The following is a 13257-nucleotide window of genomic DNA, read 5'->3' on the forward strand; positions in this document are numbered from 1 at the left end:
CTTAAGACTTTTGGGGCTCGTTAATTAGTTCAGGATACAAATACAAATAATCGTAATGCACCAGAGGTTTATATCTTGAATCGCTTAAATGCTCTTCTGCTTTTTTATGATCATAGGCAGCTTTACCAATTCCGATGATCTGATTTTCTTCGTTCTTAATCCGAATCAAATCACCTTTTTTAAAGCTTCCATTAAAAGAAACTACTCCAGCCAGCAATAAACTTACTGCTTTAGGCGAATACAGTGCGTCACAAGCACCTTTATTAATCTTTACTTCAGCCTGAGCAAAACCTTCAGAATAAGCCATCCATTGCTTAATTGCCGTTTTTGGTTCAGATGCTTCGAAATGCGTATGCTCAAGTGTTTCATTGCTTTGTAACAAATCCAGCAAAACATTATCTCTGGTTCCGTTTGCAATATGAACATCAATCCCTGACAAAGCAGTTTTCTTGGCAATATTGCATTTCGTCAACATACCACCTCTGCCAAAATCAGATTTTGTTGTTGAGATATATTTACTCAGATCCTCGTCGTTACTTGATATCTTTTGAATCACAACCGATCCTGGCTCATCAGGATGACCATTGTAAATACCGTTAATATTAGATAGTATAACCAAGCCTTTACATCCCATCATAGATGCCATCATCCCACTCAATTCATCATTATCGGTAAACATCAAAGCTGTTACAGAAACGGCATCATTTTCGTTAACGATTGGCAAAATATTGTTTTCCCAGAGTGCCGAAACACAATTCTTCATGTTCAGATAATGCTCACGGGTTCTGAAATCCTGCTTTGTCACCAATACCTGGGCAACCTGAATGTTATGCTTCGCAAATAATTCGGAGTAAAGATTTGTGAGTTTAACCTGTCCAACCGAAGACAACACCTGCCTTTGTGAGACACGATCCAGTTTTTTATCCATCTTAATCAATCCTCTGGCTGAAGCCACCGCACCCGATGAAACCAAAACGATTTTTTTACCGGATTGATGCAATGCAGCAATCTGATCCACCAAATGACTGACTCTATCCTGATTAAGGCCGCCAGAACTATTAGCTAATACGTTGGATCCTATTTTAATGGTTAATTTCGAGTACATTACTTCTTGCTATTCTCAATCTTATTAAACGATGTCAACAAACCTTTTATCAATGAAGAGCTGAAACCCTGATGTTCCATCTCGTTCAATCCGGAAATTGTTACACCACGCGGGGTTGTAACTTTGTCAATCTCGTCTTCGGGGTGATTCCCTTTTTGAATAAGCAAGTCTGCAGCACCTTTTACTGTTTGGGCTGCTATCTGCAGTGCCAGTTTTGAGCCGAACCCAATTTCTATACCGCCCTGGGTAGCAGCACGGATAAAACGCATAGCAAAGGCGATACCACAAGCTGCCAATACTGTTGATGCTGCCATTAATTCTTCAGGAACAATCAGTGCCTGCCCCATTTGTTCAAACAAAGCTATGACTGTTTCTTCCTGCTTTTGGGTAGCATTGTGCGACGATACACAGGTCATTGATTCACCTATCTCAATGGCAGTATTGGGCATTGCTCTGAAAATAGGCAACGACATTCCACAATATTTCTCAATTTGTTCTGAAGATACGCCTGTTGCCAGAGAAATAACGATGGTCTCTTTTGTTAAAGCCGGAGTGATCTCATCAATCACCTCCTCTATCTGATAAGGTTTAACAGCCAGAAATACAACATCAGCATCTTTTGTAGCCAACAAATTATTATCTGTAACAACTACGCCTTGATCAGCAAAGTTGCTTAACAACTTAATACGTCTTCGTGTAATGGTTAACTGAGATGGTTTTACTAATCCTTTATCAATAATACCAGCAGCGATTGCTGAGCCCAGGTTGCCTCCTCCGATAATGGTTAATTTAGCTACTTCCATGTTGCGATAATTTGAGAAATCTTAGTGTTGATTTATAATTGAAAACCTTTTTAGAGATTATAAATTTACACAAAACTCCCAAATAATCGATAATCAGATCTATCAGGGCGACTATTATTAGGTCAACTAATGCTTCTCGCCTTTAACTTCTTCAATATCTACTTTGATATGAGACCAGTTTTCACCTGATTTTATCCGATATAACTGCATCTCACTAATTCCAAATTGTTTGGCAATTAACTTCAGGCGGGTTTTTCGATTCGGATCAAAGATTTTCTTTTTCAATCGTATCACCTGAGTTGCAGTTAACTTATGACCTTGCTGAGTTTTCCGTGTTTTTTGTTTTTCTCTGGCTTTAAGAACCAATGGGTTTTGTTGTTGATGTTCAAACATCTCCTTTTTGGAAGCCCATTTCAGGTTATCAATGTAATTATTTGATTTATTGTAATCTTTATGTATTACAAAGGTCTGATCATCTGAATCTTTTGGAATAAACAATTCGGCTACCAGCTTATGCACATAAAACGTTTTTGATTTACCATAAGGCCTTAAGGGTAATGTTGGATAACCTCTCAACATTCCACCTCTTATAACATCGGCATCCTCAGGTTTATCAATATAACTTATTATTCTTCCATAATTTGAAATTGAGTAACGCTTCATTAAAGCGCCTTCTCCGAATTTCAATTCCTTCCATTCTTCGTTCCAGTATGATCTAACCATCTAAATTAATATAAGTTAACCACTTTCAATAGCATCACCCAGGCTATTCATAAAATAGTCTACGTGACTCCTCTTGAGTGTTAGAGGAGGTAATAACCTCATTGTATTTGTGCCGGAAACGCCAGTAAAAATATGATTTTTTCTTAATAATCCACTCCTTAATTTACTTACCTCGGAAGTAAGTTCAACACCTATCATCAACCCAACACCTCTAACTTCCTTAAATTTATTGGTTTTGATAAGTTCATTTTTTAATAAATTTCCTTGCTCAAAACTATTTTCAACCAGTTTTTCTTCCTTAATAACTTCCAAAACAGCAAGGGAAGCTGCACAAGCCAGGTGATTCCCTCCAAAAGTTGTTCCGAGAAGTCCATAGCTTGGCTCAATATCCGGGGAAATTAATACCCCACCAACAGGAAATCCATTACCCATACCTTTAGCCATGGTTACCATATCTGGCTTTAAGCTGGTATATTGAAAGGCAAAAAACTTTCCACTTCTGCCATACCCCGATTGTATCTCATCGAGAATAAGCATTGTTCCATGTTTTTTACATAACTTTTCCAATCCTTCCATAAAACCAGCATCCGGTATAACAATACCACCAATACCCTGAATACCTTCTATTATTACCGCTGCAACATCATTTTTTGAAAGAGATTTTTCAACTGCTTCCAAATCATTCAATGGTAAAATTTCCTTCTGATGATCAGCATTAAATGGAGCAACAATCTTTGGATTATCAGTAATGGCAACAGCTCCTGAAGTACGACCATGAAAACCTTTTTTGAAAGAAATGATCTTACTTCGTCCTGTTTTAAAAGAGGCAAGTTTTAAGGCATTTTCATTTGCCTCAGCACCCGAATTACACAAAAACAATTGATAATCGGGCATACCCGAAGCTTCGCCCAATTTTTCTGCCAGTTCGTTTTGCAAAGGATTCTGAACAGAATTACTGTAAAAGCCAATCTTATTAACCTGATCTGTTATGCGTTCTATATAATGAGGGTGACTATGTCCAATGGAAATAACAGCATGACCACCGTATAAATCAAGATATTTATTCCCCTGATCATCCCACACATAGCAGTCTAATCCTTTAACAGGAGTAATATCAAACAACGGATAAACGTCGAAAAGTTTCATAGTACTGTGTTTTATAATGAATTAACAGTATTATTAAATCGTAAAAAGTTGGAAAAGGAATGGATGTTGTACCACAGACTCGTTAGTCTGCAGTACAGGCAAGTATGGAGTCGTACTCTATACAAAGAAGAATGAACACCTAAAAATTTAAACCAAATAAACCTGCCTAAAATGCGACGGGTTTGAGGAGTAGCCCCATTACTTCATCCAAACCAAAAAGAATATTCATATTTTGTACCGCCTGACCGGAAGCCCCTTTGAGCAAGTTGTCGATCACGCTTACTATATGTATTTTATTATTGTGTTTTTTAACTTGCACCACTGCCTTATTAGTATTTACTACCATTTTCACATCCGGACTTTTATCTGTAACTATGGTAAAAGGATGCGGCTCGTAATACTTTCTGTATAGTTCCTTTGCTTCAGTTTCACTTAAGTCACAATCCAAATATACCGAAGCCAAAATACCTCTAGGAAAATTACCACGCATCGGAACAAAGTTGATTTCCTTTTCAAAACCAGACTGCAACTGAACCATGGTTTCTCCAATTTCTCCTAAATGCTGATGCGAGAATGATTTATAAACAGATGCATTGTTGTTACGCCAGCTAAAATGAGTGGTTGCACTTGGTGCCTGTCCGGCCCCTGTAGAACCTGTTATGGCATGTATGTGAATCTCATTTAGCAAACCTTTAGAAGCAAGTGGTAACAAAGCCAATTGTATGGCTGTTGCAAAACACCCCGGATTGGCAATTTTATCCGCTTTCTTAATTTGATCAAGGTTGCACTCCGGTAATCCATACACAAAACCATCGGCATCTTTATTCAATCTGAAATCGTTACTCAGATCGATAATTTTACCTTTGTATGATTCAGGCATTTCATCCACAAACGATTTTGAACGCCCATGTCCCATACACAAAAACAATACATTTGCATTATCGTAATCCACTTCGGCAACAAAGTTCATATCAATATCTCCAATCAAATCAGCATGAATGCTACAAACATCCAATCCTGCCTGACTGTTACTTTGAATAAAACTAATTTCTGCCTGTGGATGATGAACCAGTAAACGAATCAACTCACCGGCGGTATAACCGGCCCCACCAACTATGCCAACTTTAATCTTCTGCATCCTCTAAATTCAGTTCCCCTTTATTTACTGCGTTATATATTTTCATTGGAGTAGATAAGATGGTGGTAAATCCTTCAACATCTGAGGCAGACCATGCCTTATTCATTTCACCATACTCACCAAATACACTACTCATTAAATCATGTTCTGATTCAATTCCAACCACCTGAAAGTGATAAGGTTTTAGTTTGATAATAACCTTACCAGTAACATTTCGTTGAGTACTTTCAAGGAATTTCTCAATATCGCGCATGGATGGTTCCAGGTATTGCGACTCATGTAAAAACATTCCGTACCAGTTACCCAATTGTTCCTTCCAATGCATTTGCCACTTGGTAAGAACATGCTTTTCCAACACATGGTGAGCTTTGATAATTACTAAAGGCGCAGCAGCCTCAAACCCTACTCTACCCTTAATTCCGATGATAGTATCACCCACATGCATGTCTCTGCCAACTGCATATGGCGCAGCAAATCCTTCAATGGCTTTTATAGCATCAATTTTATTATCGTAAGCCTGTCCATTGATTTTACTAAGTTCACCTTTCTCAAAATCGATGGTTAAAGTTTCCTCTCCATCTTTTACCATCTGACTTGGATAAGCCGCTTCAGGTAAAGTTTGATTGGAAGTTAAAGTTTCTTTTCCTCCAATACTTGTTCCCCAAAGACCCTTATTAATGGAATATTCCATTTTGGTCCAGTCGCGATTGATTCCACGTTTTTTTAAGAAGTCAATCTCAGCTTCACGTGATAACTGCAACTCACGAATAGGTGCGATCACCTTAATTTCAGGAGCTAATACCTGAAAAGTCAGATCAAATCTAACCTGGTCGTTACCTGCACCTGTACTACCGTGAGCAATGTATTTAGCACCAATTTTTCGTGCATACTCAACAATAGCAAGAGCCTGAAAGATACGCTCTGAGCTAACAGATAAAGGATAAGTATTATTTTTTAACACATTGCCATAAATCATATAACGAATACAGCGCTGATAATAGCGATCGGTAACATCTAAAGCAATATGTTTGGTTACACCTAATTCATAGGCTTTACCCTCAATATCCTTTAATTCAGTTTCAGAAAAACCACCGGTATTGGCTAAAGCCGAATACACGTCCAGTTGCCTTTCCTCGGTCAGGTACTTTACACAAAATGATGTATCTAATCCTCCGCTATACGCTAAAACTACTTTATCCTTCATCTTTTTAATGTTAGCTTTCTTTATCACTATACAAAAAGAGCCATTGCTCTCTTAAACTTATTCAGAACGTTATCTTTGTTATTGTTATTCTTCTTCAATTGCAATGTCTCTCGCACTGATTGCCAGCGGCTTTTCATACTTTTTGACTTCTGCTTTTCTTCGTTTACAGATTTCATTTTTTCAGGATCAAAAAGCATTCCTGTGCACAAACAGTGCTTTCTCGAAGTTCTCAGCAAAATATCATAGTTCACACAGGTTTGACAACCTTTCCAGAACATCTCATCGTCCGTTAACTCAGAGAAAGTAACAGGTCTGTAACCTAAATCTGAATTAATCTTCATTACGGCAAGACCAGTCGTCAGACCAAATAATTTGGCCTGTGGATATCGGGTTCTTGAAAGTTCAAAGGCCTTACTTTTAATGGCTTTCGCAAGCCCATTACCTCTAAAACGATCAACAACAATCAAACCGGAGTTAGCAACAAACTTCTCGTGTCCCCAGGTCTCTATGTAACAAAAACCTGCGAACTGTCCCTCGTGCAAAGCTAATATTGCCTTCCCCTCTTCAATTTTCTTTTGGATATATTCAGGATTTCGCTTGGCAATACCAGTGCCTCTAACCTTTGCAGCTTCTGCAATGGTCTCCAGAATTATATCCACGTATGTGGCATGTTCTTTTTGTGCGACAAAAATGTTGAACTCCATCGTCTTACTAATCTGTTCTGTTTTTCTTATATTGTTTTTTCTTTTAACCCTGGCATAAACAATGATAAAGCATTGATTACGTCCGTTTTACTTACTCCTTCACGACTAATGAGTAAAATTGTATCATCACCCGCGATAGTTCCTAATATCTCATATGGTCCGTGACTGTCAATAACAGATGCTATTCCGTTAGCAAATCCCGGACGTGTTTTAATAATTGCCATTTGACCTGAAAATTCCATCGATTCCACACCGCTTACCGGAAAATCTTCATTCGAAGGTAAGGAAGCTTCAACCTTTTGTCCAATATCAGGTATTACATATTTATATCCTGTTTCAACATCTGGCACTTTAGCTACCTTAAGGTATTTCAAATCACGCGATAGGGTGGCCTGAGTCAGTTTAAAACCTTCCTCTTCAAGCAAACTAACCAGCTCTTCCTGCGAACTAACTTTTCGCGAACTGACCAGATGCTTAATAGCCAATAATCGTTGCGCTTTAATTTTCATTCTTCTATTAATGTATATTTATTCGGTGTCGATGCAAATTTATTCATTAATTATTAATTTCAAAGCTGTTTTTTATAAAATTTATGTATTTTTGCATGACAATTTTATTTGAAAACAATAAACAGGTGGTCAAGTGACTATAACACTACTGAATACAAGCACTCTATCGATATTTTCTTACACATCATATCTATTCATTTTATTTTTTTTATTCATTATCAATCAAAAATTAACCTCAAATTTTAAGCTTGAGGCTTTTTTTTGCATAAAAAATGAATTTTTTCCAACAAAAAGTAAAAACAGATATACACAACTGTAAGAAGAGAGGGAGTAATAAAAATTGAATTATAAGTAGCTAGCAAACAATAAACTGCATTGTAAAATGAAGAAGAACGTCAAGAAGGTCGTTGTACTGGGCTCAGGAGCGCTAAAAATCGGAGAAGCAGGTGAATTTGATTATTCAGGATCTCAAGCTTTAAAAGCCCTGAAAGAAGAAGGTATTGAAACGGTATTGATCAACCCCAACATTGCAACCGTACAAACTTCAGAAGGTATCGCTGATAAAATTTACTATCTGCCTGTTACACCGTACTTCGTTGAAGAAGTGATGAAGAAAGAAAAGCCTGAAGGTATTCTTTTGGCTTTTGGAGGACAAACTGCTTTAAATTGCGGTACTAAATTGTATGAAGCAGGTACACTTGCCAAATACAATGTGGAAGTTTTAGGAACACCTGTTCAATCGATTATCGACACAGAAGACCGTGAGATCTTCGCCAATAAATTGAAAGAAATCGATGTTAAGACCCCAATAAGTATTGCGGTTACCAATATTGAAGATGCAGTGAAGGCATCCGATGTTATCGGATTCCCTATTATTGTGAGAGCTGCCTATACCTTAGGAGGTATGGGTTCCGGTTTTTGTTCGAACAAAGAAGAACTGATTGCCCGTGCTGAGAATGCTTTCTCTTATTCAAACCAGATTTTGGTAGAGGAATCATTAAAAGGCTGGAAAGAGGTTGAGTACGAAGTAGTGCGCGATGCATACAACAACTGTATTACGGTTTGTAACATGGAAAACTTTGACCCGCTGGGAATTCATACTGGTGAAAGTATCGTTGTTGCTCCATCACAAACCTTATCCAATGCTGAATATCACAAACTTCGTGAGTTAGCAATTAAGATCATTCGTCACATTGGAATTGTTGGAGAATGTAACGTACAGTATGCGTTGGATCCTTATTCAGAAGACTATCGTGTTATTGAGGTGAATGCCCGTCTTTCTCGCTCAAGTGCTTTAGCCTCTAAAGCAACTGGTTATCCATTAGCCTTTATAGCTGCTAAGTTAGGTTTGGGATATAGCCTTCACGAATTGAAGAACTCAGTAACCAAAACAACTACAGCATTCTTCGAACCTGCACTTGACTACATTGTTTGTAAAATACCTCGTTGGGATTTAGGTAAATTTACAGGTGTATCGAAACAGATTGGTTCGAGCATGAAGAGTGTGGGTGAGATCATGGCCATCGGTCGAAACTTTGAAGAAGCTATTCAAAAAGGTCTTCGAATGGTTGGTCAGGGCATGCACGGATTTGTGGCCAATCAACCACTTAAAAACAAAGATATTAAAGAAGAGTTAGCTGAGCCAACCGATCAAAGGGTATTTGCTATCTCTGAAGCGCTTCAGGAAGGTATGTCTGTCGATGAGATTCATAACCTGACCCGCATCGACAAATGGTTTCTTGAGAAACTTAAGAATATCACAGACCACAAAGAACTTCTTGAAAAATACAATACACTGGAAGATCTTCCAACAGAAGAACTTTTAAATGCCAAGAAAATGGGATTCTCTGATTTCCAGGTTTCTCGTTTGGTTCTAAAAACCGATGGTATAGAAATGGAAAAAGGTCTGCTTTCCGTTCGTGAATATCGTAAGGCAAATGGCATTTTACCTGTTGTGAAACAAATTGATACAATGGCAGGTGAGTTTCCTGCTCAAATCAATTACTTATATCTGACCTATAGTGGAACTGAACATGATATTGATTACGAAAGGGATGGAAAATCCGTAATCGTTCTTGGTTCAGGAGCCTATCGTATTGGATCATCAGTTGAGTTCGACTGGTGTAGCGTTAACTCTCTTAACACAATTAACGCTCAGGGTTACCGATCGATCATGATCAACTACAACCCTGAAACAGTGAGTACCGACTACGATATGTGTAGCCGACTATACTTTGATGAATTGACTCAGGAAAGAGTGATGGACATCATTGACCTTGAAATACCCAAAGGAGTGATTGTATCGGTTGGTGGACAGATTCCGAATAACCTGGCAATGAAATTACATCGTCAGAATGTGCCAATTTTAGGAACCTCTCCAACTGACATTGACCGCGCTGAAAACCGGCAGAAATTCTCAAGCCTGTTGGATGACCTAGGTGTTGACCAGCCACGTTGGAGTGAATTGACTTCCATCGACGATATTTTCAAATTTGTTGATGAAGTAGGCTTCCCTGTTTTGGTTCGTCCTTCTTATGTACTTTCAGGTGCTGCGATGAATGTGGTTTCGAACAAAGACGAATTGGAACACTTCCTAACACTGGCAGCCAATGTATCCAAAGAATTCCCGGTAGTTGTTTCAGAATTTATTGAAGAAGCCAAGGAGATTGAAATCGACGCTGTAGCTAACAACGGTGAGGTAATTGCATATGCAATCAGTGAACACATCGAATTTGCCGGTGTACACTCTGGTGATGCAACTATTGTATTCCCTCCTCAGAAGCTATATGTTGAGACCATTCGTAGAATCAAGAAGATAGCCCGCGAGATTGCTAAAGGCTTGAATATTACAGGTCCATTCAACATGCAGTTGCTGGCAAAAGACAACGATATTAAAGTAATTGAGTGTAACTTACGTGCTTCACGAAGCTTCCCGTTTGTTTCTAAAGTATTAAAGGTGAATCTTATCGATATGGCAACCAGAGCTATGCTTGGTCTACCTGTTGAAAAGCTTACCAAAAGTTCTTTCGAACTGGATTACGTGGGTATCAAAGCTCCTCAGTTCTCTTTTGCACGTTTACAAAAAGCCGACCCTGTATTAGGTGTTGATATGTCATCAACCGGTGAGGTAGGTTGTATTGGTGAAAATTATTATGATGCTGTTCTGCAATCAATGCTATCAGTAGGATATCGTGTACCTGAAAAGAATGTGTTGATTTCTTCCGGTCCTGCGCGTTCAAAACTGGAATTATTGAAGAGTGCAGCATTATTAAAAGAACGTGGTTATAATCTTTTTGCAACAGGCGGAACTCATAAGTTCTTTGCTGAGAATGGAATTGAAACAACATTGGTATACTGGCCAAACCAGGATCAGAAACCAAACGTAATCGATCTCATTCGCGAAAAGAAGATTGATTTGGTAATTAATATTCCTAAAAACTTATCTAAAGATGAGTTGAAAAATGGATACCAAATACGTCGTGATGCTATCGACTTTAACATTCCATTGATTACTAATGCACGATTAGCAAGTGCTTTCATCTATTCGTTCTGTAAATTAGGACAAGAGCACATTAGCATTAAGCATTGGGATGAATATAAATAGAGTATTTATTATCACCATAAGAAAGGGACTGAATTGATCAGTCCCTTTTATTTTTTTCAAAACAAAAAACTGGCATCACATTTGATTCAATTATTCTGGAAAGAAATATTCATAGATCCAGGGAAGGATGAAATCAACCAGTAATAAAAATAATCCCCAAAAAAGAAAATTGAAGTGGACCATAGCAAGACCTGATCTTGCATTAATTGCCCGAATACTTTTGCTGGTGGGAATCCTATTTTTACTTTTTATCTAACAAATAGACTATTGCATCATAATTCGATTTCCAATAACATAAACGAACGGGCTTTTACATTGATGGATGCCCCTGTTATATCAACCTTATTGCCTGTTATCACATTAACTCCGGTAGTTGCACCACCAATCACCTCATCTTTATAATTGGTAAGATCTACTTTTTTATCCTCTGCATTTTTATTCATAATAAGCATTACAGCTTTTTCATCAGAATATCTAAAAACCGCATAAATACCAGATCCGGAAGCAGGTGCAAAATGCTTTAAACAACCTTTATGCACTTCATTACTACCTTTACGCCAGTTCAAAAGAGTTTTAACAAAATCCTGAGCATCTTTAGCATCAGCTGTTAATCCTTTACCGGTAAAAGCATTCACCTTATCACCAGCCCAACCTCCAGGAAAATCGGAACGTATCTCACCATGAGAATCCGAGTTTGGGTTGGTCATTAAAATTTCGGTCCCGTAATAAATTTGAGGAATACCCCGTGTAACAGCTATGTATGCCATTCCCATTTTAAACAAATCAAAATCTTCATTGATTTGAGTGTAGAAACGACTCATATCATGATTATCAGGAAATGTTACCAATTGGGTAGGATCGGCATACAGAAAATCATTCGCCAACATACCATACAAACGAATTAGACCCTGCCCCCAGTTTCTGTCATCCTCATTCAAAGCTTTGACCAAAGCTTCCTGTAATGGAAAATCAAAAACTCCGGGTAAGAAAGAAGTATAACCATCAGCATTGTGTTTTCCTTTCTGCCAATAAGAAACAATGGCAGGATTAACCGACCATTCTTCACCCACCATATTAAAATGTGGATATTCGGTCATCACTCTTTTGGTCCATTCAGCCATAAAATCTTTATCCGGATAAGGATAGGTATCCATTCTGATACCGTCCAGATCAGCATATTCGATCCACCAGATAGTATTATAAATAAGATAATCGGCCATTAAAGGATTACTCTGATTTAAATCGGGCATAGATTCCACAAACCAACCATCGGCATGCATCTTTTTATCGTAATCCGAAGCATAAGGATCAACATTAGTTTCACGCAGGTGAGTAGTTGGTTTCCAACCATCCTGAAAATGCAACCAGTCAGATGTTGGTAAATCCTTCATCCACCAATGCTCCGAACCACAATGATTCAGAATCATATCAATAATTACCTTGATTCCTTTTTTCTTAGCTTCCTTAACCAACCTCAGATAATCATCATTGGTTCCATATCGGGCATCAGTGTTATAAAAATCGGTAATGGCGTAACCATGATAAGATGTTCTGGTCATGTTATTTTCCATGACAGGATTTAGCCATAACGCAGTAAAACCCATCTCATCTATATAATCCAGATGAGAGATAATTCCTTCCAGATCACCACCATGACGACCATTCAAATCATTTCGGTTTGATTTTTCTGTCATCCCTTCCACATTATCGTTGTCGGGATTACCGTTAACAAAACGATCGGGGGTAATCAGATAAATCACATCCGAAGTATTGTATCCTTCGCGAAGCGCCGATCCTTCTTGTCTCTGCTTCAACTCATATTTATAAGTTAAAACGTTCTTTCCCTTACGGGTAAAGTTGATATCAAATGAACCGGGTTTAGTATGTTTATCAATATTCAAATAAAGAAATTGATAATTAGGTGATTCAACCAAAACAGAACGTTCTAATTGCACGCCTTCATAATTTATTTCGGCACGAAGTTCAGAGATATTCTCTCCATAAACCATAACCTGAAGTTCGGTATTTTTCATTCCTGCCCACCAAAAGGCAGGTTCTATCCGTTCTATTTTATTTTTTGCAACGATGTTAAATCCAAGAAATAACATCATTAAAAGAAGTAAAGGTGATTTTTGCATAATTGAATATTTAGTTAAGTTATTTACTAACAATCTCACACAGCACAACCTTCCAACAAAATTTTAATTTCGCTGACTTTTACTGCAATGTCAAATAAACTGCCTGAAACAGGCATCTGCAATTAATAAGGACAAAAAACAGAATCCGAATTATAAACAACAGGCTTAGTCAGAATGGTCATC

General features: G+C 37.9%; 10 protein-coding genes. 1 reads left to right on the forward strand and 9 read right to left on the reverse strand.

Translation table 11 applies throughout. The features are described from left to right. Nucleotide 1 precedes the first annotated feature (1 nt). The 8 genes from proB to ACRD62_RS03860 all read right to left on the reverse strand — a co-directional run bounded on the left by proB (nucleotide 2) and on the right by ACRD62_RS03860 (nucleotide 7332). Nucleotides 2-1105 carry a glutamate 5-kinase gene (proB, locus tag ACRD62_RS03825; RefSeq protein WP_430818797.1) on the reverse strand — a complete coding sequence of 368 codons (1104 nt, stop codon included), beginning with the start codon at nucleotides 1103-1105 and terminating at the stop codon, nucleotides 2-4. Next, nucleotides 1105-1908: a pyrroline-5-carboxylate reductase gene (proC, locus tag ACRD62_RS03830; protein ID WP_430818798.1), complete on the reverse strand. Its 804-nt coding sequence runs from the start codon at nucleotides 1906-1908 to the stop codon at nucleotides 1105-1107. Before proC ends, proB begins: the two co-directional genes overlap by 1 nt. Nucleotides 1909-2034: 126 nt before the next feature. After that, nucleotides 2035-2631, reverse strand: coding sequence for an HNH endonuclease (locus tag ACRD62_RS03835; protein ID WP_430818799.1), 597 nt, complete (start codon nucleotides 2629-2631; stop codon nucleotides 2035-2037). A gap of 15 nt (nucleotides 2632-2646) precedes the next feature. Further along, on the reverse strand, nucleotides 2647-3777 hold the full coding sequence (locus tag ACRD62_RS03840; protein ID WP_430818800.1) for an aspartate aminotransferase family protein: 1131 nt from the start codon (nucleotides 3775-3777) through the stop codon (nucleotides 2647-2649). A 166-nt stretch (nucleotides 3778-3943) separates the two neighbouring features. Next, entirely contained in the window at nucleotides 3944-4915 is a 972-nt protein-coding gene (gene argC / locus ACRD62_RS03845; protein ID WP_430818801.1) for an N-acetyl-gamma-glutamyl-phosphate reductase, read from the reverse strand. After that, complete coding sequence (locus ACRD62_RS03850; RefSeq protein ID WP_430818802.1) at nucleotides 4902-6119, reverse strand: argininosuccinate synthase; 1218 nt, start codon at nucleotides 6117-6119, stop codon at nucleotides 4902-4904. The genes argC and ACRD62_RS03850 overlap by 14 nt, the downstream gene beginning before the upstream one ends. Before the next feature lie 26 nt (nucleotides 6120-6145). Further along, on the reverse strand, nucleotides 6146-6823 hold the full coding sequence (locus ACRD62_RS03855; RefSeq protein WP_430818803.1) for a GNAT family N-acetyltransferase: 678 nt from the start codon (nucleotides 6821-6823) through the stop codon (nucleotides 6146-6148). 26 nt (nucleotides 6824-6849) lie between these two features. Continuing rightward, entirely contained in the window at nucleotides 6850-7332 is a 483-nt protein-coding gene (locus ACRD62_RS03860; RefSeq protein ID WP_430818804.1) for an arginine repressor, read from the reverse strand. A 382-nt stretch (nucleotides 7333-7714) separates the two neighbouring features. Here ACRD62_RS03860 and carB point away from each other — a divergent pair, with 382 nt between their 5' ends. Continuing rightward, entirely contained in the window at nucleotides 7715-10936 is a 3222-nt protein-coding gene (gene carB, locus ACRD62_RS03865; RefSeq protein WP_430818805.1) for a carbamoyl-phosphate synthase (glutamine-hydrolyzing) large subunit, read from the forward strand. A 272-nt stretch (nucleotides 10937-11208) separates the two neighbouring features. On the opposite strand, the gene ACRD62_RS03870 is transcribed toward carB, so the two are convergent. After that, nucleotides 11209-13074, reverse strand: coding sequence for a glycoside hydrolase family 13 protein (locus ACRD62_RS03870; RefSeq protein ID WP_430818806.1), 1866 nt, complete (start codon nucleotides 13072-13074; stop codon nucleotides 11209-11211). Nucleotides 13075-13257: the final 183 nt, after the last annotated feature.

This window comes from Carboxylicivirga caseinilyticus (genome assembly GCF_050589785.1).
Classification (GTDB): Bacteria; Bacteroidota; Bacteroidia; order Bacteroidales; family Marinilabiliaceae; genus Carboxylicivirga; species Carboxylicivirga caseinilyticus.

Excerpts from the sequence above, each read along its gene's own strand:
- ACRD62_RS03850 (WP_430818802.1), bottom strand. The coding sequence starts at position 6,119 with ATGAAGGATAAAGTAGTTTTAGCGTATAGCGGAGGATTAGATACATCA.
- ACRD62_RS03870 (WP_430818806.1), bottom strand. The coding sequence starts at position 13,074 with ATGCAAAAATCACCTTTACTTCTTTTAATGATGTTATTTCTTGGATTT.
- ACRD62_RS03840 (WP_430818800.1), bottom strand. The coding sequence starts at position 3,777 with ATGAAACTTTTCGACGTTTATCCGTTGTTTGATATTACTCCTGTTAAA.
- proC (WP_430818798.1), bottom strand. The coding sequence starts at position 1,908 with ATGGAAGTAGCTAAATTAACCATTATCGGAGGAGGCAACCTGGGCTCA.
- ACRD62_RS03835 (WP_430818799.1), bottom strand. The coding sequence starts at position 2,631 with ATGGTTAGATCATACTGGAACGAAGAATGGAAGGAATTGAAATTCGGA.
- ACRD62_RS03855 (WP_430818803.1), bottom strand. The coding sequence starts at position 6,823 with ATGGAGTTCAACATTTTTGTCGCACAAAAAGAACATGCCACATACGTG.
- argC (WP_430818801.1), bottom strand. The coding sequence starts at position 4,915 with ATGCAGAAGATTAAAGTTGGCATAGTTGGTGGGGCCGGTTATACCGCC.
- proB (WP_430818797.1), bottom strand. The coding sequence starts at position 1,105 with ATGTACTCGAAATTAACCATTAAAATAGGATCCAACGTATTAGCTAAT.
- ACRD62_RS03860 (WP_430818804.1), bottom strand. The coding sequence starts at position 7,332 with ATGAAAATTAAAGCGCAACGATTATTGGCTATTAAGCATCTGGTCAGT.
- carB (WP_430818805.1), top strand. The coding sequence starts at position 7,715 with ATGAAGAAGAACGTCAAGAAGGTCGTTGTACTGGGCTCAGGAGCGCTA.